Raw genomic sequence first — 19,966 nt, forward strand, 5'->3', positions numbered from 1 at the left:
ATATCCGGTAGCGCGTTATTAATTAACGCAAGAGGCAGGCGCGATGTCGCGGGATAAAAATCTAGCTACGGTCAGGAAATTCTATCCAAAAAATCGGGAAGTATTGGAAATGCATTTGGATGTTCCCGGATTCGTGATCCGGTCATGCAAAAGGTCGCTCTGCTGGACCTTGCCGCGCATGTTTGCATCAAGATGCAGCTGCTGACGTCGGCAATCCCATGGTCGGGAGTTCGGGCAAGCCCAGGGCGGCCCAGATCGACAATTCCGGTTTTGACGCCAAGGCGCCGAACATGTGGGTCATGTAAGTTGCTGTCGGCCCATCCGCATACCGAGGCGGAAACGTAAATTGAATCCCGTTGTCGGTGAGTACGGTGTGGATGGCGTAGGGGATGGTCTCGATCGCAGGATGTCAGCAACCTCCATCGATGGCGCCACCACGCGTCAGGCGCCAGGCGTTCCTCCGATCAGCATGGCTATCTTGTCGAGCGGGCTTGCACGGTCCGCACCATCCGCGTCACGACACGCGTATAGAACGCCGTGTTGTCGAGCTTGGCATGGCCAAGCAGCGCCTGGATGACGCGAATGTCGACGCCGTCTTCCAACAGGTGCGTCGCAAAGCTGTGACGCAGCGTATGGGGTCCGACCCGCTTAGCGATGTCGGCTGCATGCGCCGCCTCGACGACGATCCGATGGAGCTGCCGGGTGCTGATGGGTTGCCTGCGTGCTGGCCTGGAAACAGACAACCCTTGGGGTGCATCACGCCTTGTTGCCGGCCGGCCTTCCACCACTCGCGCAGCAAGGCAAGCATGTCCGCCGAGAGCATGGCGTTGCGATACTGCCCGCCTTTGCCGCGCTCGATCCGGAGCATACGCTCGCTGTCGATGTCGCTGACCTTCAGGCTCGAGACCTCGGCAACGCGCAGACCCGCGCCATAAGCGACCGACAGCGCGGCCTGGTGCTTGAGGCAGGTTGTTGCGCTGAGCAAGCGGCCGATCTCGTCGGGGCTCAGCACGATCGGCAGCTTGCGTGGCTGGATTACCGGAACCAGCCTGCGGGATAGATCGGGACGGTCGAGCGTGTGCGTGAAGAAGAACCGCAGCGCCGCGACGATGCCGTTCATCGTCGGCACCGGGACGCCGGCCTCGCGCTGCTCGACTTGGAAGCGGCGCAGATCCTCCGCCGTGGCCGTGTCGGCGAGCGCCACAGGAACGTCGCGAAGCGTCCCACATCGCGGATGTAGTTGCGTCGGGTCTCGTACGAGAACCGGCGCATGGCCATATCGTCGATCAGTCGCTGGCGCAGCGGGCTGATCGGGGCGGCAAGAGTGACCTCGTTCATCGTAAGCTCCTCAAGTTAGGGAGCCGCGATGGTCTGCCCACACCAGAGATCGCTCAACCGAAGTGCAATCGTTGGGACTTTACTTCTCCCTCAACACGCGCGCCCTCCCGCGAAGCGGGTTCGTTCCACGGCCAAAGCTGCCTATCGGTAGAGCTATCCTCCTGGTGCCAAGATCTTCCCAAAAACCTAGGTCGGCACGAGCGCGACGCTTGCGCATATGCATCACAACGTGCATAACAGGTCACTAAGGTCAGAATGCAAGCCGTTGTTCTTGAACGCTAAAAAGGCGCGGGCATGCCATCCTGCCCGGCCCACCAGTTGCCTCGAAGGCTTGAGCATTAAAGCAAGTGATTTCGGCATCTTGCCTCTGTTTATCAGCTCTGATTTGCGCTTGGGCTGGCTTCTCATCTCGTGCGGGGCGCGGACCGTGATCGAGGAAGATCGGCGTGTCGCCTCCGCGACCGTCCTGGCTTGATTTTGGACGGAGGAGCTGAACGAAAACGATTCCGGCGCGATGACATTATGGTTGGAGCGCACCTCGACCTTAAGCCCGCCTGCGGGACATGGCGGTCAGTGTCGACGCCCATCAGAATGCTTCTCAGATTAAATGCACCAAGATTTTGTACAGAAATAGGATTTGCGACCATAATTTAGATACCGCGTGGAAATGTTTTCGACTGGTATTGCCGCTCTATATTAAAGGCGCGATGGTGTAAAAGATCAGCATGGCTGATGATAGCTGGCACTCAACGATCATTTGAGCGCACTTCGTGGGCGGTGACGATGCGCAAAGCAAATCCGTGGTTGAACGGCCTCGGCGTTAGCGCGGCCGTTGTCGGACTTTCGCTTATATTTCTGAAGAATCTTCCCGCCGACCCGGGACGACAGTTGATCAACGTATCTTATGATCCGACGCGAGAACTCTATGCGGCCTTAAACCCTCTTTTCGCGGCAGGCTATGAGAAGGACACGGGGCGCCACCTCACCATCGTGCAATCTCATGGCGGCTCGTCGCGCCAGGCGCGAAAGGTCATCAGCGGGGAACAGTCCGCCGATGTCGTCACGCTCGGCCTGTATTCAGATGTCGAAGCTCTGCAAAAGCGCGGCTTGATCGCGTCCGGCTGGGAAGATCGGCTCCCCAACCATTCGCGCCCCTATACCTCCACCATCGTCTTCGTGGTGCGGCAAGGCAATCCCCGCGCGATCAAGGATTGGCCAGACCTGATCGCACCAGGGCTCGAGGTCGTCACGCCCGACCCACGCACCTCGAGCAACGGCAAGCTGGTCGCCCTCGCCGCATGGGCGGCCGTGACGTCGCGGGGCGGCTCGGACGCCGATGCGTTGGGCTTTCTTCAGGCCCTGTTTCAGCACACACCTGTGCTGGACGAGGGCGCTCGCGGCGCCGCGACCACGTTCGCCTTGCAGGGCACCGGCAATGTCCACCTCACGTGGGAGAACGAGGCTCTTCGCGAGGTCGCGGACTCCAAAGGCAAGCTGCAGGTGGTCTATCCGCCGATCAGCATCCTTGCCGAACCTTATGTGGCCTGGGTCGACAGCGCGCTGTCCGACAAGCCCCGGCTGCAAGCCGCCCAAGCCTATCTCCGATTTCTCTACGATGACCACTCTCAAGAGACGATCGCGCGCCTGGGTTACCGACCCTTTCAAGTCGGAGCCGCCCGGCGAGCCGGCGTCACTTTTCCTGATATGAAACTCGTGCCGATTACAGCCGTCGCCCACGACTGGACCGCCGCCAATCAGAAGTTCTTCAGCGAGAACGGCGTCATCGAAACAATCCTTGGGAGCCGCAAGAAATGAAAGCGCCCTCGGCGGTCAGTCGTCCCTATACGATCGCCATCTTTCGGCGCGACCTGGTTGCCGCGCTTACCGTCGCCGCGATTTCGCTGCCGCAAGGCATGGCCTACGCGCTTCTTGCCGGTGTCGATCCGCGTTACGGTCTCTATTCCGCGATCCTCGTGACCCTTGTCGCATCGATCTTTGGTTCGTCGTCACACCTGATCAATGGGCCGACCAGTGCCATATCGCTCGTCGTCTTCAGCGCCTTGGCGATGTTCGATCCCGATCAGCGCGTCGAGGCGGCGGAAGCCATGTTCATGCTCGGCGCGATGGTGGGGGCGATTCAGATCTTCATCGCGGTGTTTCGGCTTGGCGATCTCACGCGCTACATTTCCGAATCCGTCATCCTGGGGTTCATGGCGGCCGCTGCCGCGCTGCTGGCGATCGGACAGATTAGCAATGCGATCGGCCTGAAGGACAAGGGAACCGGAACGCAGCACGTCTTGTATCGTTTGTGGCTGACCGTGACGTCAGGCGACGCCGCGAACCCAAAAGCGATCGTCGCGAGCGTTACGGCCCTCGTTCTCGCCGTCCTGCTGCGCAAAATCGTTCGGCGTTACAGCCTGCCTCAGTTCGACATGCTCACTGTGCTCATTGCCGTTGCCCTCGGCGCCTACGCAGCCGGTTGGACGGTCCCCGGCCTTGACGGCAAGACAGCCATCGGCGTTGCCGGCACGGTGCCAAGCTCCCTGCCGACGCCGCACATTCCGACGGTCCAGCTCAAGTGGGCCTGGGATCTGACGACCGATGCTTTCGCCATCGCCTTCCTCGGCCTTCTGGAAGCGCTCGCGATCGCCAAAGCCATCGCAAATCAAACGCGGCAACCTCTCGACTATAACAGGCAAATCCTTGCGGAAGGCCTCGCCAACCTCGCCGGCGGCTTCTTTCAGTGCTTGCCCGGGTCCGGCTCTTTGTCGCGGTCCGCGATCAATTTTCAGGCCGGGGCGATGACCCGGTTTTCCGGCATTCTGACGGCGCTCCTCGTGGCCGTCGCGGTGCTCGCGCTGGCGCCGCTCGCGCGCTTCGTGCCCAAGCCGGCGCTCGCCGCGCTGCTGCTGCTTACGGCCGCCCGCCTCGTCGATTTCAAACGTCTATCCTACACACTACGCGCGTCGCGCATGGACGCCGGAGTCGTCATCGCGACGGGCCTTTCCGCGATCGCGTTCGGCCTCGACATCTCGATCCTGATCGGGGTCGCCATGTCCATCATCCTCTTCGTGCCGCGCGCGGCGAAGCTGAACGTTACTGAACTCATCGTCGACGACGAGGCGATCGTCCGCGCCAAGCAACCGTCCGATTCGCGGTCAAACGACATGCTGATCTACGACTTGGAAGGCGAATTGTTCTTCGGCGCCGCGCCCGAACTCGAGAACGCGTTTCACAGCATCAGACGTCAGGCTGATGCCAACCAAATCAAGGTCGTGCTTCTACGCCTCAAACGCGTCCGCAATCCCGATGTGGTCAGCCTCGAGCTGATTGAACATTTCATCAAGACGAGCCAGAACGCTGGCATCGAGGTCTGGCTGGCGGGACTGCGGCCCGACCTTCTCGCCGCCTTCCGTCGCCTCGCGTTTTTCGATTGGTTGCCGGAGCAGCGCCTTTTTCCGCACGGGACCCACGATTATTCGGCCACCCTTTCCGCGATCGCCGCGATCCGCGCGCGATTTGTGGTGCGTGACACAAGTGCGCGTAAACAGCTCTATTACGTCGTCTAATTACGAGAATCCCAAAGACGGGATTAGCGTCACGTCGCTCCGACATGATCGGCCATGGGCGTATTCCGCCGGCGATGGCCTCCGGGGTTCGGCGATATAGATCGCCTGACTCGTTTCACGGCGTCGAAGCACTCCTGAACGCCACACCTTGAATCCGCGTTGAACCTTCGGATGCAATAACAGTGTGCGCCACGCCGGTCGTTGTAGCTCCCCGTTGCATTTCGGCCAACGCAGCGTAACGCTGCAGTTTGCGCCGAACCGTCGCTTCGGATTTGCCATCCGCATAGGCAGAAAGATACCAGGCAACGGCTTGGTCGAGAATCGCCACGTCTCCGGCATCCGCGGCCTGCAAGGATGGGAAGCTGCGGACGATCGTCTCCCTCGCACCCTTCGCATCGTCCATCCCGTCAAGGTTGGAGTCGGGAAAGCGGTCCGCGCCAACGGAGCCGGTCGCGACTCGAGCGCGGACCAGGGTTTCCGGCTCCGGGAACCAGATGTCCGATGGCGAGACTTTCAGGGCGGCGTCGACGAACGCGGACTCGACGCCGGCCGCAATATACGCCTCACGCTCGTCGGAACTGTCGACGACGATATCCTCCCCGGACGCGCCGACGTCGTAAGGCGCATGAAAGCCCAGGCGGGCCCCGCGGAGCATAAGCCGCTCCACCCCTCGTATGAACAACAACGTGCAGGCTGAAACGCAATAGTCCGGAACGTAGGTTACCAGATGATGCTGGGCGATGACGTCACCGAGCCTCTGGCCTTCGTCGGTCAGACCGCCTTCGCTCGTCAGGTGGATCCGCGTAACCCGAGGATGCGCATTCAAGAGGATGTCGAGCCGTTCGGCGGCGCCTTCGGCGATTGCGCCACTCAACCGAACGTCTTCTCCGCGCGGGCCGAGTGCGATGGTCGTTACGTCGTCGACGGGCTTTTCATCGTTAGGCGATGCGGCAATTGGTGCAGTCGAAGAAAGGCGAAGCGCATCGAGCCGTCCCGGCAACGGGTACAAGCAGAACGCGAAGGCCGCCGATCCGACGACCAGTGCCATAGCCGTATCGCGGGACGCATCGCTCGCTCTCGCGAGGGTACCCGTTGAAGGCCGCTCTTTAATAAACGTTGGAAACATCAGGACGCTCCAGCAAGCGGCCATAGTGTGTTTGCAGATTCACAATCGCGAAAGCGATTTTTTCAATTCAGAACTTTGTGCCTCCACAAAGCGCTCTTTGCCGTTCGCCCCTTTCGTCGAAGCCGCGGGCCACAGCACAACGTTCTGCCATAACCTTGTCGTTACTGACTCCAACGGCATCGGATAAGCCGCAGGCGCCTGCTGACGGCGACCCGACGGCTTCGCGGGGCGAAGCGCGAAGTGACCGTTCGCTACCCTCTTGCCAATATCGAACCGGCTACCTCCTCGCATCTAGAATGCTTTCGGGCCGACACTTTCGATGATGTTTGTTCTACAACTTTCAATATTTTCAGAACTCTGATCCATTGACGATCGACGTCGTCGGATGGGAAGTTTCGGCAAGACGCCAAATGTGCTGTGGCGTCTTACATATGGTTTGCAGACTTACGGCTGCAGGCCTGGCCGGCGGCCCGATAGAGAGAGCACGATGGGTCGGCAGATCGGACTCGACGCGTTCGATATGAACTGCGTCGGCCATCAATTGTCGGGCTTATGGGCTCATCCGCGCGACCAGCCTGGCGATACAAGGCTCTGTCCTATGGGACGGACCTTGCCCAGACGCTCGAACGCGGAATTTGACGGGATCTTCATTGCCGATGTCGTTCGCTTTTACGACGTCAACAAGGCGAGGCGGGAGTGAACGTGTGTGTGGCGCGGCTTCACGCCTCGCGAGTCTATTAGCTTATGAGGGACGACCGGCCTCGAGCCAGTCGGCCAATCGATCTACCGCCAACGCGCCGGCATCCGGTCCCTTGACGTGCTCGAGTTCAACCGCAAAGCTCTGGATCAGGCGAAGGGCGCCTGGCGAAAATCCGGAGAGCCTCGCTATGAGGGCCTTGCCGGTCTCCACGAGATCCTCGTCGTCGACGACGCGATTGATCAAGCCAAGGGCGAGAGCCTCCTGGGCCGGCACGTCGCGCCCGGTGACGACGAGTTCCTTGGCGACCTTGGGTCCGACATAGCGCGGCAGATAGTCCAGCACGACCAGGGGCGCCAGGCCATGCACGATCTCGTCGAAGCCAAACACCGCGCTCCGCGCCGCGACGGAAATATCGCTGTGAAGCGCGATGCCTGTTCCGAACCCCATGGAGCGCCCGTGGATCAGAGCGACGCTGACGCCCGGAAAGCCCTGCAACAGTTCGTTGGCGCGCAGGATCAGGCGAAGGTTCGCGCGGCGCCCGACATCGGGTTGCGGTTCCTTCTGGTCGCGACCAAGCGTGAAGTCCGCGCCTTCGGCGCTGATCGCCAACACGGCCGCACCACTCGCCGATGCCGACGCGAGCGCAGCGATGAAGTTGTTCATCAAGCTGTACGTGAAACGGTTCGAGGTACCGGGGGTATCGAGGACGATGTGCGCGACGGAGTCGCGAAGGTCATAACGTATCAAGTCAGGCTCCAAGTCCGAGGTTCGATCTTAGCGATCCGCCGGTGTAGTGGTTTCGGAAAATGCCGCGTCGTTGCAGAAGGGGAATCACCTGATCGACGAAGTCCTCGAGACCCGACGGCAGTTCGTCGATCATGAGGTTGAAGCCGTCCGCGGCGCCGTCGCGATGCCAGAGGTCGATGGTGTCCGCGACCTGCTCGGGAGTCCCCACGATCTGCAGATGACCGCCGCCGTTGCGGTAGAGGATCTCCCTGACGGTCAGGTTCTCGGCCGTGGCCAGCCCGACCGCGGCGGCCTGGAACCCTTGCGAGCCGCGAAAACCCTGGTTCGCTTGGATCTGCGACAGAGGCAATGGCCGGTCGAGGGCGAGGTCCGAGATTGGGACGCCGACCCGCAGCGCGAGCTTCCGCAACTCGGCGTCACCCGCGAGCGCGTCCAGCTCGTCCTTGCGCTGGCTCGCCTCGGCCTCTGTCCCGCCCAGGATCGGCAGCAGGCCAGGCAAGACTTTTACGGCGCTCGGCGCCCTTCCCAAGGCCGTGGCGCGGCCATGAAGGTCGGTGCGGAAGGCTTTCGCGCCCTCCATCGTGTTCTGGGCGGTAAACGCGACGTCGGCCACGCGGGCCGCCAAGGCGCGGCCTTCCGCAGAGGCGCCGGCCTGGAACAGGACCGGCCGTCCTTGTGCGGAGCGCGGCAAGGTGCTCGGACCGCGAACGGAAAACAAGGGTCCGCGATGGTCGATCGCCTTCACCTTCGAGGAATCCGCAAACAGCCCGGAGGACCGATCGCCGACGAGCGCATCCTGGTCCCAGCTTTCCCAGAGGCCGATCACGACGTCGACGAACTCCTCCGCCCTGGCGTAGCGCGCGGCATGGGGCGGCAGCAGCTCGTCGCCTAAGTTGCCAGCGACATCGGGCACGAAAGTGGTGACGACGTTCCACGCCGCACGGCCGCGACTGATGTGGTCGAGCGTTGCCAACCGACGTGCGAGGTTGAACGGCTCGTTGTAGCTCGTCGACGCCGTCGCAACGAGCCCGATGTCGCGCGTCGACGCCGCAAGCACGGTGATCGGATCCATGGCACCAAGGTTGGGGCGCTCGAAGTTCTCCTCGCTGACGGCAAGCGTGTCGGCGAGGAAAACCGCGTGGAGACAGCCTCGCTCAGCGATGCGACCGATCGCCCGATAATAGTCGAGGTCGAGATAGTCCGTCGCGGGGTGAGGCCGATGACGCCAAGCGCCGAGATGCATCCCGAGACCCATCACCGTGACGTTCAGGATGAGGTCGCCGTTCATGCGGCGGCCAGGCGAAGTCCCATCGCCTTCAGCCGGGGGAGCACGGCGGACGTGAAGAAGGCCAGGTCGGGGGCGTAGTCGTAGAACCCGATCTGGACGCCATTCAGCCCGGCGTCATGCAGCCGGCCGATCGCCTTTGCGACGTCATCGGGATCGCCGACGATCTGGATGTGGCCACCGAGCACGCGGTCTGCGGGCACGTGCTGCAGCCATCCGTGGGCGTCCCCCTTTGCATGCCGGTTGCTGTAAGCCGCGATGGACGCGAGATCCGCGTGCTTGACGATCTGGTCGTGGTACGCTTCCGCTTCCGATCGGGTCGGCTTGCAAATGATCATCGGGAAGATGATCGCCTTGCCCTCACGCCCTTCGCTCGCATAGGCGGCATGAATCTCTGCCGCGTGGGCAGGCAACGCCTCGATCGCCTTGTCGAAGACGGCACCGGCCGGGCTCGACGTAAACACGATGTCGGAATGTTTCGCGGCGAAGCCGAAGCCCGCCTTGGACGCCGAAGCGGAGACACGAATCGGCCGTCCGTAGACCGGGCGTGGCGAGACGTAGGCATCCTGCAGACGGTAGAACGGACCGTCATGGGTTAGGTTGTCTTCGCCGTCCCAAAGCTTCTCCATGACGGTGGCGAACTCGTCGGCCTGTTCGTAACGCTTGTCGTGCTCAATCCGCTCCATGCCGAACATCAGCGGTTCGCGCGCATCGTAGCCGGTAACGATGTTGAGCCCGAAGCGGCCACCGGAGATATGATCGGCTGTCGCGGCGAACCGGGCCAGGTGCAGCGGATGCCAGTTCCCGTAGAGCACGTGGACAGTCGAAATCGTAAGGATGCGGGTTGTCACGGCGCCGAGGGCAACCGTGGAGATGAAAGGATCGAGGAAATTCTCGCGGTAATGGATCTCGCCGCCGAAGCCGCCTTTCGGCACCCACTGCTGGAGGCCGAACACGAAGTCGAATCCGGCGTCTTCGGCCTTGAGGGTCAGTGCTTTGTTGTAGTCGAAGTCCCACCGCGTTCCCCTCGGATAGGTCGACTGCGAGAAGCCGCCCGTCTGTGTCGGCAGGAAGAGGCCGAGCATCATCGGTTGGCGGGAGACGCGGGCCAGCGGGCTTTCCTGGGATTCCGCCGCGCGATCGTCGCGTTGCTTGAATAACACCTCAACCATGTTGCATTCCAAACTTCAGATTGGAGCTGTTGACGACGTCATCGTATTTTAAGTCGTCGAAGTCGGGAAGCGGCAATCCTTTGGTCTCCGGGCCAAGCCAAGGTGTCACGAGGAGACCAACGACATAGGCGCTGCCAATGACCGTTGCCGCCGTGCTGATGCTGCCAAGCAAATGGACCGCTTCGGCGCTGAGGAGGGTACCAACGGCCACAACGAAGCGGGTCGTATTGAAAACCAGCGTGATTGCGGTCGACCGCACATGGGTCGGGAACAGTTCCGTCGGGTATAGGGCGATCCAGGTCCATTGGCCGAGCGTAAAGAAACCGTTGATTCCAGCCAGCCCGATCAGCGCGACAGGACCCGCGGGAACGAGGAAGAGGAGCGGGACGGCGATGAGCGAACCGGCGAAGTAGATCATCATGGTCGGCTTGCGCCCGATCGTATCGGCCAGCCAGCCCATGACGAGATAGCCAATGATTCCGACAACGTTGTAGGCGATCACGACGTAGGTGACGGCCTGCGGAACGTCCGCGACTTTTCCGGCGACTTGCTGCGCCACGAACTGCGGAATCCAGGCGGACACGGCCCACCAGCCCAGTGTCGTGCTCAGCGCCGCGAGAAGGAGAAGGCCGACCCGCTTCCGCAAGAGGGGCGACTCGAAGATCTGCGAAACGGTCAGCTTCGCAAATTCGCGGCTCCGCGCGCTAACCGCGACGCCACTTCCGAGATCCTCTTTGATGGCACGACGCTTCGCATTCGCCTCGACCCAAAGCTTCGGGTCGCGAACCTTCCGACGGATCAACAGCGCCACAACGGCCGGGGCTGCACCGATCAGATACATCCAGCGCCACGATCCACTCGACCCCGTGTTGACGTAGTGCCATGCGACAGTCGCCGCGATGAAACCGAACCCGAAGCCGCTCTGCAGGACCGCGATCGCGCGACCGCGCCACTTTGGGGGCCATAGCTCGGAAACAAGGGAGCTGCCCGCGGCCCACTCGGCCCCCATCCCGATCCCGGTCAGGAAGCGCAGGGCCAGGAAGATGACGTAATTGTTCGAGAACGCCGTAACAGCGGCGAAGATGGAGTACCAGAGAATCGAGAGGATGAGAACGCGGCGCCGGCCAACATAGTCCGCAAGGATTCCCCCGGCCAGCCCGCCGAAGCCCCAGGCAACCAGCGTCGCCGCCAGGATGCCGCCGACATAAAGCGGGCTCGACCTTGCGATACCGGGGCCGACAAGGTCATTGACGATCGCGGGCGCGACAAGAACCGTTGCGAACGTTTCGTAACCGTCGAAAGCCCAGCCGAGGTACGCGCCGACGAATCCGCTAGTCCTGTCTTCTTTGATCTCGATGTATTCCGCGACGTCGATGTGTTCCGTGGTCGGCATCATAATGGATCTCGAGGAAGGTTTGGTTCGTAAAGAAACCAAACGTTATCGGTAGAGATCGCGCATTGCTAGAACTCGATATTCCAAAGATCTGCTTATCTTTGGAATATGCATCCTTTTACAAACATGTGCTCTGGTCGCTATTAGGAAAACGGCAACAGCGGCATCCAGAAGAACGTATGATGAAAAACCATAAGATCAAAGATGGCCCCACGGCGGGGCTGCTCTTAGCGCCCGGCACCATGGTTCCGCCTTTGACGCCGTTCGACGCGGATCTTCATGTCGACTACGCGAAGCTCAAGACGTCCGTCGACTATGTCGTCGACGTCTGCGGCGCATCGCTGGTCATCGCCGCCGGCGTCGAAGCGCAAGAGTACCAGTTCCTGCCCCACATCGAGCGGTGCGACCTCGTTCGCGCGACGATCGATGCCGTGGCGGGGAGGCGGCCGGTCGCCGCCGGCATTTCTCATCCGTCCTTCAAGATCGCCGTCGAGCTCGCTCACGTCGCGGAGCGCCATGGAGCCTCGGCGGTTCAGCTTCTCGCTCCGCGAAAGCCGACGGGCGGCGCTCATACACATGCTGAACTGATCCGCTACTTCGAACTCGTGGCGCGGGAGACGTCGCTTCCGATCGTGCTCTATCTCAATGCCGGCCCCGGGGAGGACGTCTCGATCCCTTTGACGATCGAATTGGCACAGATCGAGGCCATCCAATACATCAAGGAAAGTTCACGGGATCTTTCGCGTGTCTCCCGCCTCATCGCGGAGATCGATCACGCGGGCCATGCCCGCTACTACACGACGATGCAGATGCTGCTGATCAGTCTTCAGCTTGGTGGCTCCGGTGTCACGCTTCCGGCGCCTGCCGCCCACCTCGCGCGGCTCATCATGGAAGCGTACAGTCGCGGCGATCTCGCGTCGGCGATCGAGGGCCAGAAGCTCTTCGCCACGTTCCCCTCGCGGTGGATGCAATTCGGTCTAGCCGCCGTCATGAAGGCGGCGTCCGCAATCCTCGGCGCCGACCTGGGAGACCCCTATCCACCCTACGGCGCGGTCGTCGGCAAATCGCACGACGATCTCCGCGTTTACCTCACTGCATTCTCGCAGCATCTCAAGGAAAAGACTCATGCTTGACGTCAAACGGCTTTCGCTCGAAGAGGCCAGCCTCCTTCTCGAGGGCGCCATCGCCTCTTCCTTCGCGATCGGCGTGCCCATGTGCATCGCGGTGGCGGACGAGTCAGGAAACCTGATCGACTTCCGCCGCATGGACGGCGGGAAGATCAGCAGCATCAGCATCGCGATCGACAAGGCTTTCACCGCTGCCGCGGCCCGCAACGGGACCCACGTCTACAACCAGCTTTGCGTCCCGGGAAAGCCGACTTTCGGTATCCACGTCACCAATGGCGGTCACTTCTCGATCATCGGCGGTGGCCTGCCCGTCACCGTCGCAGGCGCGATCGTCGGCGCGATCGGCGTGAGTTCGGGAAGCGCGGAACAGGATCAGATCGTCGCGCAGGCGGCGATCGATTACTTCAGGGCTCAGGCAAATTTCCACCCCTAGAGTGAAGGACGCACCCTTTGAGAACATAAGGGTTATCAAACACGCTCGAAAGTAACAGTCTTATGCTTTATTGGAACAATATTTAGAAAACAATGCTGATTACATATAGACGGATCGAATATATCGTATGACTTGTTTATGCGGCTCGGCGACGACTGTGATCCAAAAGTTAACGACCGCCGCACTCCGTCTCATCGCATAGCGGCATAAGCGATGCCGCAGGTGGTCGCTAACGCGCCCATTACATAGCTCCGGCCGTCTAAAAAACACATGCAAGCTCTACGAAGGAAGTCGAACCCAATGGCCGGCAATAATCACAAGGGCATCTTATTTTCGGCCCTTCTCGCAGTTCTATCGGGCTCCGCTGGCACGGCATCTGCTGCGTCATGGACGCCGCCTGGCGTAACCATGGGGCTACCGCTTGGTTCTGCCTTTGAACCCGGGCTTTATGTTTCCAACCTCACGCACTACGGAACCAGTCCAAGCAAGACCGTCACCGCGGATATTCCGAGTCTCACCTGGTCGCCGGGCTGGCAGCTTTTCGGCGCGTCCTACCAGGCGTCGATCATTGCGGAAGGTCTCGAGGTCTGGATCAAGCCGAGCACCTACAAACGCGATGTGTTCGCGCCGCTTCTGATCCCGCTTTCGTTGTCGTGGAATCTCGGACAAGGCGTCTTTGTCTCGTTCAGCCAGGGTGTTTATCCCGGTGTCGCAACGCAGACGTCGCTATCGACTCCCGGCAGAACGAGCGGCACGGCTTTCGAGGAACGCGCGGCACTGAGTTATCTTCGCGATGGGTGGATCCTCTCGGCGAATACGATTTCCGGCGTCACGACCTCGGACGCGGCTGGCCTGAAGCAACCAAACTACTTCAACATCGACTGGACGGCCGCGCACGCGTTCGGCAGATGGAAGCTTGGCTTCGTTGGCTATGGCGCCTGGGATATCGAGAAGACCCCGGCGAACGCCACTCTGGGACCGGGCCATACAGTCGCGGTCGGCGGTCTGATCGGCTACGACTTCGGCGGGGCGACATTAAATGTAGAGGCCACACACGCGCTCGTAACGGGTGGCAATACGAACTACGGAAAATACGACACGCATGTCTGGGCACGCGTCACGATTCCCGTTACCGGTTTCATGCCCGCTGCCGCGAAGCAGCTGATCGCGACGAAATAGAGCCGCATCGTCCTGGCCTCCGGTCTCGGCCAGGACGCCGCTCGCGGTTCTCGCCCTTGGAAGGGTTTGCACGAGGTGGCCGATGTTTCGTGATCGGAACGATGCTTCTTGATTGTTGGAGCACCCTGCCAAGTCGCGCGTTCGATCGAAGGACTCTCGACGTTCATCAGGGCGTAACGGCGGATGCGATGGGCGGCTTGGACGTTGCCCCCTGGTCCCCGCTGCCGTGCGTCGTCGAGGAATTCTGGCCCGCGCGGTTGCGGATCGGCTCCAGGGACGGGCCGGCGGCCCTGCTGCGTACTAACTGTGTTGTCTGCCGCTTCGAGCCCCCACCGCCTCGAAGCCTGCCGACATGCCGACGCTGCGCCGTTTGCCCTCAAAGCGTGCAGCCATGATCCGCTCGGCCGGCATGCTGGCAACACTCTGACGGCTGTCGGAGCGACTCTCGCTTTTGCACACAGAGCCTCACGATCATCTCCGGTTTGTCATCACGATCCGCGCGGGCGCGTCATGGCGGCGCTCGAAGCTCGAACCGGGCCCCGGTGCGGCTTCATTCATCGGCGGGCGAGCCAAGGCTGCCCCAACCATCTTGACATCCGGTATTTATGTACATAATGTAGTTAAGTTGAGTGGCCTTAGCTTCGAATTGGATGATCCGATGACCATGGTAGTTCCGCACATGACAGCCGGCTCAGGACATCCGATTGGCAGCGCTGCACCGCTCCGCACCGGAGCGGAGTATCTGCGGTCACTCGACGATGGCCGTGCCGTGTTCGTCGACGGCGAACGCGTCAAGAATGTCGCGACGCATCCAGCCTTTGCCGGCGCTGCCCAATCGTGCGCGCGCCTTTTCGACATCGCCGCCGATCCCGCGATGGCGGAGCGGATGACCGTGACCTCGGCCTCGGGCGAACAGACGCTGCGCGCTTACCAGATCCCCCGATCGCACGCGGACCTGCGCGCCAAGCGTCTCGCCTCGGAAACCTGGTCCGCATCGACCTATGGTCTCATCGGGCGAACGCCCGACCACGTCGCCGGCTTCTTCGCCGGCTATGCTGCCGTTCCCGAAGTCTTTGCGGCTGGCGGTCAGCATTTCGCCGACAACGTCGTTTCATTCTACGAGGAGCTGCGCGACAATCATCTCTGGGCGACCTATGCGATCGTCCCTCCGCAGATCGATCGGTCGAAGCCGGCCCACCAGCAAAGCGACCCGACGCTCTATGCCGGCGTCGTTCGCGAGACCGACGCTGGCATCGTGATCTCCGGTGCGCAGCAGCTCGCCACGGCAGGCATCTATTCGGACTACCTCTACCTCAGCTGCATTCATCCGCTGCAGGCCGGCGACGAAAATTACGCCATCGGTGTCGGCATTCCGATGAATGCCGAGGGCCTGCGGCTCTACCCGCGGCGCCCCTTCGCAAGCATGGCCAGCAACACGTTCGACCATCCTCTCTCGTCGCGCTTCGACGAATCGGATTGTTTCGTGGTTCTCGACGAAGTGTTCGTTCCTTGGGAGAAGGTGTTCATCTACCGCAACATCGAGGTGTGCCGGAACCAGTGGTGGAAGACGCCGGGCCATGCCTATGGCAACCTTCAGGCCCAGGCGCGCTATGCAACCAAGCTCCGCTTCATGATCGGCTTGGCCAAGATGATGAATGAGATCACAGGCAACGACGGCTTGCCGCCCGTGATGATTCAGATGGGCGAAATCGCGGCCCTCGTCTCGATCGTCGAGACAATGCTCGAGGCGCAGGAGCTGAAGGCGACGATCGATGCGAACGGCGTGGTGTGGCCCTGCAAGGAGGCCCTGTATGCCGTCATGTCGCTTCAATCGGAGCTCAATCCGCGCATGATCGAAATCATCCGCGAGCTGACGGGAGCGGCGATGATTACGATGCCGTCCTCCATCAAGGACTTCGAGAGCGAGGTGACCGCACCCGACATCGAACGCTTCATGAGAAGCGGTACGGCGACCGCGCGCGAGCGGGCCGCGCTCCTGCGGATGGCCTGGGACTTTATTGGGTCCGAGTTCGGCAACCGCCACCAGCAATACGAGAAGTTCTATGGCGGCGCTTCGTTTCTGGTGAAGCAGAACATGTATCGGAGCTTTGACTTCAAACGGTCCACCGCGATGGTCAACGAGGCGCTCGCCCTGGGCGTTTGACGGTTCGTGGGCAAACTGAGACGGAAAGATTGAGGGCACGATGAACGAGACCGACCGCCCGTTCACGAGCCGCGACCTGCGGACCCAGTTGGGTCTGTTCCCGACAGGCGTTGCGGTCATAACCGCCGTAACGGACACGGGCGTCAAACTGGGTGCGACCGTCGGCTCGTTCGCGTCGGTGTCCTTGGACCCGCCGCTTGTCTCGTTCAACATGGCGAGGAGTTCAAACGCCTTCGACGCGTGGGCCTCCGTCGGCACGTTCGCTGTCAATGTTCTGTCCCAAGAACAAAGCGACGTGTCGACGCGTTTTGCGCGGGCGCTGAGCGACAAATGGGAAGGTCTGGAACCGGCGGCCGGCGCGGTGATCGACGCACCCCTTTTGCCCGAAGCGCTCGCCTGGTTCGAGTGCATCACCTATGCGGTGCACGCCGCCGGCGATCACGCCATCATCCTTGGCGAAGTCCAATGCTTCCGCCGTGCCGCGCAGATGCCGATGAAGCCGCTTGTCTTTTTCGGAGGCAAGTATCGTCGGCTCGAGAGTGACCTTCCAATTCCGACCCCGTTTGACGAAACGAACTGGATTCACGGCTGGTGACGCTTCGTGTCGCGACTTGACGCCTCGACGGGGCGGCGGCGGTCGAGGTGCGGCCCGGCTGCGTCGCCGTTCTCGATGGTCCCAACGACCTCTGCCATGCGGGCGCAGACACATCCTGATAAGCAATGCATCCTGCTCTACACCACCAACATCGACGGGGCGTCGACAAAAGCGTAAGGCCGCTCCACGGCAACGACAACCGTTTGAGGACTGGATTGATGCAAACCTATCGTGACGCTCTGCCGAGAAGCCGCGACCTCTATTATGGCGGCGGTTGGCATGTTTCTAAATCGGGGACGCGGATGGCCTTGACCAATCCGGCAACCGGTGAGAGCCTTGGCGATGTTGCCGCCGCTGAAGCCGAGGACGTTGATGCGGCGGTCGCCGCAGCTCACGAGGGGTTCAAGGTCTGGCGAAAGGTGAAGCCTGCCGACCGTGCCGCCATCCTTCGGCAAGCCGCGCACGTCATCCGCGCCCACGCCGAGGAGATTGCGCTGATCGATGCCGCCGATTCCGGCGGACCGTATCGGCGGATGATCCGGGACGCGGAGGGGGGAGCCGCGGCCTTCGAATTCTTCGCCGGGCTCACCACCGAACTGAAGGGCAGTACCATCCCGTTCGGCGACGGGTGCCTGAACTATACGGAGCACGAGCCTCTCGGCGTCGTCGCCCGCATCAACGCCTTCAATCATCCGTTCCTCTTCGCGGCGACGCGGGCGGCCGCGCCGCTCGCCGCCGGAAATGCGGTCGTCATCAAACCACCGGACCAGGCGCCGCTCTCGACACTCAGGCTCGCCGAACTGATCGGCCCGCTCTTTCCCGCCGGCGTCATCAGCGTCCTGCCGGGCGGCCTGCCTTGCGGCGAGCGCTTGACGACGCATCCTCTCATCGCGAAGGTCTCTCTCATTGGTTCGGTTCCGACGGGCAAGGCGATCGCCCGCGCCGCTGCCAGCAGTCTCAAGAAAGTTGGCCTCGAGCTTGGAGGCAAGAACGCGCTTGTGGCCTATCCTGACGCCGACCCGGCCGCGGTTGCAAAGGGCGCCGTGCAGGGCATGAACTTTACGTGGTGCGGGCAATCCTGCGGCTCGACATCACGGGTTTTTCTCCATAGTTCGATTCACGACCAGGTCGTGGATCTCATCGTGGAGGCCATCGGCAAAATTTCGTTCGGACTGCCGACCGATCCGGCGTCGGAAATGGGTTGCCTCGTCAACAAAGCCCAGTTGGACAAGACCGCGCGCTATGTTCAGTCCGGGCTCGACGAGGGCGCGTCGCTCGCTGCCGGCGGCAGACCGATGACTGATGCTCCCTACGCCAATGGATTCTTTTTCATGCCGACGGTGTTCACAAATGTGCAGCCGACCATGGCCATCGCGCGCGAGGAAATATTCGGGCCGATCATGTCGATCCTTCGCTGGGACGATGAGGACCAGATGTTGGATACCGTGAACGACAGTGAGTATGGCCTGACCGCTTCCATTTGGACAAACGACTTGACGACGGCCCACACCGCCGCACGCCGCATCGAGGCAGGCTACATCTGGGTCAACAATGCCGGCACGCATTATCTGGGTGCGCCGTTCGGCGGCTACAAACAGTCGGGGCTGGGGCGCGAGGAGTCGATCGAAGAACTCTTCGAATGCACCCAGATCAAGAACATCAACATCACCTTCAAGATCTGAGCAAGGCCGCCGCGACATCGACTCGCTTACTCCTCGCCGGGATTCCGATCTTGGTCGGTATCCCGGTATCAGACGCCGTGAACATCGATCCAGCCGTGGACGGGTCGACGCTGCGTTTCTACCCATCGGGTGATACCATCCAGCAGCCTTCGGGAGCCGCATGAAGAGCTTGGCGAGCGACCAGGACTTCTGGACCTTTTCGATGCACTTTTACGCCTTGCCGGGCGTCGCAGCGGCGTGCGTCGCGCTTCAAGACAAGGGCGGCGTGGACGTCAACCTGCTGCTTTTTGCAGTCTGGTCTGGCATGACCGGATGTGCGTTTCGAGCCGACCAGATCACCGCTGCGGACGACGCATGCCGGTCTTGGCGGGACGGTGTCATTATACCGCTTCGCACCGCGCGTCGCACGCTGAAGATGGCGGGCCGACGGCATAACCCTGCCGCGGCCGCGCAACTGCGCACACGGATTGGGGAAGCCGAGATCGAGGCGGAACGCCTGCAGCAGCTGATGCTCGCGGCGTCCGTTTCCCTCGAACATATCGACCGACCGCAACTCACACTCGTGTTCGAGAACCTGGATGCGTATTGCATCCAGTATCTGGGCCTTATCGATTGTACGGATTTGGAGGTCATCCGAAGCGCAAGCCAGACTTTTCTCGACGCGTGTTGACGGGCAAATGCGGACCGCGGCTGCACGCGGTCGAAAATACGTGGTCGCGCAGAAGATTGACGTAAAAGGACCCGGCTCCCGGGGTCGTCGTCCGCGCTTCGCATGGCCCTTCCATTTGCGATAAAATGGAAAAGGCCCGGCGGATGCCTTGAAATCCATTGTCATACAATCGTACAAGAGGCCGACAGAAACGGAAGCCTCAATGCAACTCACACTTCTTCGCAGCTTGACCATCGTCGATGAAACGCAGCCTGGAGCCGACGGTGGCGACCCGCTGCGCAAGGTCGCAGTGGTCGGGATCGTCCGCAATCCGATGGCCGGCCAATTTGGTGCCGACCTGTCGGCGATGATCGAGGCCAGCACCGAGCTCGGCAAGACTCTGGCGGACATCGCTGCCGCGGCCATGGCGCCCTACCAGGCCTGCAGCTACGGCAAGGGCGGCATCGTCGGCCTCGCCGGCCAGCAGGAGCACATCAACGCGCTCGTTACCTCGACCTTCGCGACGCCCTTGCGTCAGGCGATCGGCGGCGCCGCCGCCTGGATTTCCTCCTTCACCAAGCGCGGCGCGCCGGGCGTTTCGATCGACATTCCCCTGGCCCACAAGGATGCGCTATACGTTCGCTCGCACTACGACGGGATGACGATCAGCATTCCCGATGGTCCGCAGGCCGACGAGATCGCGGTGATCATCTGCTTGGCCAATCGCGGCCGCATCGATGCTCGCGTCGGCGGTCTTCACGCCGACAAGATCGAGGGCAAAGACGGTCTTCTTTGAACGACAAGGCA

At 61.6% G+C, this 19,966-nt stretch carries 15 protein-coding genes and 3 pseudogenes; 11 read left to right on the forward strand and 7 right to left on the reverse strand.

The window, feature by feature from the left end:
- Positions 1 to 286 precede the first annotated feature (286 nt).
- Together GSQ79_RS29345 and GSQ79_RS30170 are read right to left on the reverse strand one after the other, a co-directional pair.
- Positions 287 to 400: pseudogene (locus GSQ79_RS29345) on the reverse strand (IS481 family transposase); the annotation flags it as partial.
- Positions 401 to 441: 41 nt separating this feature from the next.
- Positions 442 to 1,338 (reverse strand): annotated as a pseudogene (locus GSQ79_RS30170) (tyrosine-type recombinase/integrase).
- Between the two features lie 783 nt (positions 1,339 to 2,121).
- Between GSQ79_RS30170 and GSQ79_RS07025 the strand changes: the two are divergent.
- A complete protein-coding gene (locus GSQ79_RS07025) occupies positions 2,122 to 3,153 on the forward strand; it encodes a sulfate ABC transporter substrate-binding protein (protein ID WP_158808013.1) in 1,032 nt (343 codons plus the stop codon).
- Positions 3,150 to 4,907 carry a SulP family inorganic anion transporter gene (locus tag GSQ79_RS07030; protein WP_158808014.1) on the forward strand — a complete coding sequence of 586 codons (1,758 nt, stop codon included), beginning with the start codon at positions 3,150 to 3,152 and terminating at the stop codon, positions 4,905 to 4,907. The genes GSQ79_RS07025 and GSQ79_RS07030 overlap by 4 nt, the downstream gene beginning before the upstream one ends.
- Before the next feature lie 115 nt (positions 4,908 to 5,022).
- Here the strand turns inward: GSQ79_RS07030 and GSQ79_RS07035 are convergent, their stop codons facing one another.
- Positions 5,023 to 6,033: a hypothetical protein gene (locus GSQ79_RS07035; protein WP_210253028.1), complete on the reverse strand. Its 1,011-nt coding sequence runs from the start codon at positions 6,031 to 6,033 to the stop codon at positions 5,023 to 5,025.
- A 487-nt stretch (positions 6,034 to 6,520) separates the two neighbouring features.
- Between GSQ79_RS07035 and GSQ79_RS29360 the strand changes: the two are divergent.
- A pseudogene (locus GSQ79_RS29360) lies at positions 6,521 to 6,718 on the forward strand (5,10-methylene tetrahydromethanopterin reductase); the annotation flags it as partial.
- A 57-nt stretch (positions 6,719 to 6,775) separates the two neighbouring features.
- On the opposite strand, the gene GSQ79_RS07040 reads toward GSQ79_RS29360, so the two are convergent.
- From GSQ79_RS07040 to GSQ79_RS07055, 4 genes are read right to left on the reverse strand one after another with little or no spacing between them, the layout of a single operon-like run.
- On the reverse strand, positions 6,776 to 7,480 hold the full coding sequence (locus GSQ79_RS07040; RefSeq protein ID WP_158808016.1) for an enoyl-CoA hydratase/isomerase family protein: 705 nt from the start codon (positions 7,478 to 7,480) through the stop codon (positions 6,776 to 6,778).
- 1 nt (position 7,481) lies between these two features.
- Positions 7,482 to 8,768 (reverse strand): LLM class flavin-dependent oxidoreductase, encoded by a 1,287-nt coding sequence (locus GSQ79_RS07045; protein WP_158808017.1) that lies wholly within the window; start codon positions 8,766 to 8,768, stop codon positions 7,482 to 7,484.
- Positions 8,765 to 9,937: an LLM class flavin-dependent oxidoreductase gene (locus GSQ79_RS07050; protein WP_158808018.1), complete on the reverse strand. Its 1,173-nt coding sequence runs from the start codon at positions 9,935 to 9,937 to the stop codon at positions 8,765 to 8,767. The genes GSQ79_RS07045 and GSQ79_RS07050 overlap by 4 nt, the downstream gene beginning before the upstream one ends.
- On the reverse strand, positions 9,930 to 11,333 hold the full coding sequence (locus GSQ79_RS07055) for an MFS transporter (RefSeq protein WP_246725149.1): 1,404 nt from the start codon (positions 11,331 to 11,333) through the stop codon (positions 9,930 to 9,932). Before GSQ79_RS07055 ends, GSQ79_RS07050 begins: the two co-directional genes overlap by 8 nt.
- A 179-nt stretch (positions 11,334 to 11,512) precedes the next feature.
- Between GSQ79_RS07055 and GSQ79_RS07060 the strand changes: the two genes are divergently transcribed.
- From GSQ79_RS07060 to GSQ79_RS07095, 8 genes are all read left to right on the forward strand, one after another.
- Positions 11,513 to 12,463 (forward strand): dihydrodipicolinate synthase family protein, encoded by a 951-nt coding sequence (locus GSQ79_RS07060; protein WP_158808019.1) that lies wholly within the window; start codon positions 11,513 to 11,515, stop codon positions 12,461 to 12,463.
- Complete coding sequence (locus tag GSQ79_RS07065; RefSeq protein WP_158808020.1) at positions 12,456 to 12,890, forward strand: heme-binding protein; 435 nt, start codon at positions 12,456 to 12,458, stop codon at positions 12,888 to 12,890. The genes GSQ79_RS07060 and GSQ79_RS07065 overlap by 8 nt, the downstream gene beginning before the upstream one ends.
- 300 nt (positions 12,891 to 13,190) lie before the next feature.
- Complete coding sequence (locus tag GSQ79_RS07070; protein WP_158808021.1) at positions 13,191 to 14,069, forward strand: transporter; 879 nt, start codon at positions 13,191 to 13,193, stop codon at positions 14,067 to 14,069.
- A gap of 658 nt (positions 14,070 to 14,727) precedes the next feature.
- Complete coding sequence (locus GSQ79_RS07075) at positions 14,728 to 16,233, forward strand: 4-hydroxyphenylacetate 3-hydroxylase family protein (RefSeq protein WP_158808022.1); 1,506 nt, start codon at positions 14,728 to 14,730, stop codon at positions 16,231 to 16,233.
- A gap of 40 nt (positions 16,234 to 16,273) precedes the next feature.
- A complete protein-coding gene (locus GSQ79_RS07080; protein ID WP_158808023.1) occupies positions 16,274 to 16,828 on the forward strand; it encodes a flavin reductase family protein in 555 nt (184 codons plus the stop codon).
- A gap of 218 nt (positions 16,829 to 17,046) precedes the next feature.
- Positions 17,047 to 18,510 carry an aldehyde dehydrogenase family protein gene (locus GSQ79_RS07085; RefSeq protein ID WP_158808024.1) on the forward strand — a complete coding sequence of 488 codons (1,464 nt, stop codon included), beginning with the start codon at positions 17,047 to 17,049 and terminating at the stop codon, positions 18,508 to 18,510.
- Between the two features lie 160 nt (positions 18,511 to 18,670).
- Positions 18,671 to 19,180, forward strand: coding sequence for a TIGR02444 family protein (locus GSQ79_RS07090; RefSeq protein ID WP_256378992.1), 510 nt, complete (start codon positions 18,671 to 18,673; stop codon positions 19,178 to 19,180).
- 202 nt (positions 19,181 to 19,382) lie between these two features.
- Complete coding sequence (locus GSQ79_RS07095) at positions 19,383 to 19,955, forward strand: amino acid synthesis family protein (RefSeq protein WP_158808026.1); 573 nt, start codon at positions 19,383 to 19,385, stop codon at positions 19,953 to 19,955.
- Positions 19,956 to 19,966: the final 11 nt, after the last annotated feature.

Origin of the sequence: Beijerinckia sp. L45, from assembly GCF_009765775.1 — a bacterium.
Classification (GTDB): Bacteria; Pseudomonadota; Alphaproteobacteria; order Rhizobiales; family Beijerinckiaceae; genus RH-AL1.

Bases quoted from the DNA above. Each gene is read 5' to 3' on its own strand.
- GSQ79_RS07045 (WP_158808017.1), bottom strand. From the start codon at position 8,768: ATGAACGGCGACCTCATCCTGAACGTCACGGTGATGGGTCTCGGGATG.
- GSQ79_RS07095 (WP_158808026.1), top strand. From the start codon at position 19,383: ATGCAACTCACACTTCTTCGCAGCTTGACCATCGTCGATGAAACGCAG.
- GSQ79_RS07090 (WP_256378992.1), top strand. From the start codon at position 18,671: ATGAAGAGCTTGGCGAGCGACCAGGACTTCTGGACCTTTTCGATGCAC.
- GSQ79_RS07085 (WP_158808024.1), top strand. From the start codon at position 17,047: ATGCAAACCTATCGTGACGCTCTGCCGAGAAGCCGCGACCTCTATTAT.
- GSQ79_RS07030 (WP_158808014.1), top strand. From the start codon at position 3,150: ATGAAAGCGCCCTCGGCGGTCAGTCGTCCCTATACGATCGCCATCTTT.
- GSQ79_RS07060 (WP_158808019.1), top strand. From the start codon at position 11,513: ATGAAAAACCATAAGATCAAAGATGGCCCCACGGCGGGGCTGCTCTTA.
- GSQ79_RS07055 (WP_246725149.1), bottom strand. From the start codon at position 11,333: ATGATGCCGACCACGGAACACATCGACGTCGCGGAATACATCGAGATC.
- GSQ79_RS07050 (WP_158808018.1), bottom strand. From the start codon at position 9,937: ATGGTTGAGGTGTTATTCAAGCAACGCGACGATCGCGCGGCGGAATCC.
- GSQ79_RS07065 (WP_158808020.1), top strand. From the start codon at position 12,456: ATGCTTGACGTCAAACGGCTTTCGCTCGAAGAGGCCAGCCTCCTTCTC.
- GSQ79_RS07025 (WP_158808013.1), top strand. From the start codon at position 2,122: ATGCGCAAAGCAAATCCGTGGTTGAACGGCCTCGGCGTTAGCGCGGCC.
- GSQ79_RS07080 (WP_158808023.1), top strand. From the start codon at position 16,274: ATGAACGAGACCGACCGCCCGTTCACGAGCCGCGACCTGCGGACCCAG.
- GSQ79_RS07035 (WP_210253028.1), bottom strand. From the start codon at position 6,033: ATGTTTCCAACGTTTATTAAAGAGCGGCCTTCAACGGGTACCCTCGCG.
- GSQ79_RS07070 (WP_158808021.1), top strand. From the start codon at position 13,191: ATGGCCGGCAATAATCACAAGGGCATCTTATTTTCGGCCCTTCTCGCA.
- GSQ79_RS07075 (WP_158808022.1), top strand. From the start codon at position 14,728: ATGACCATGGTAGTTCCGCACATGACAGCCGGCTCAGGACATCCGATT.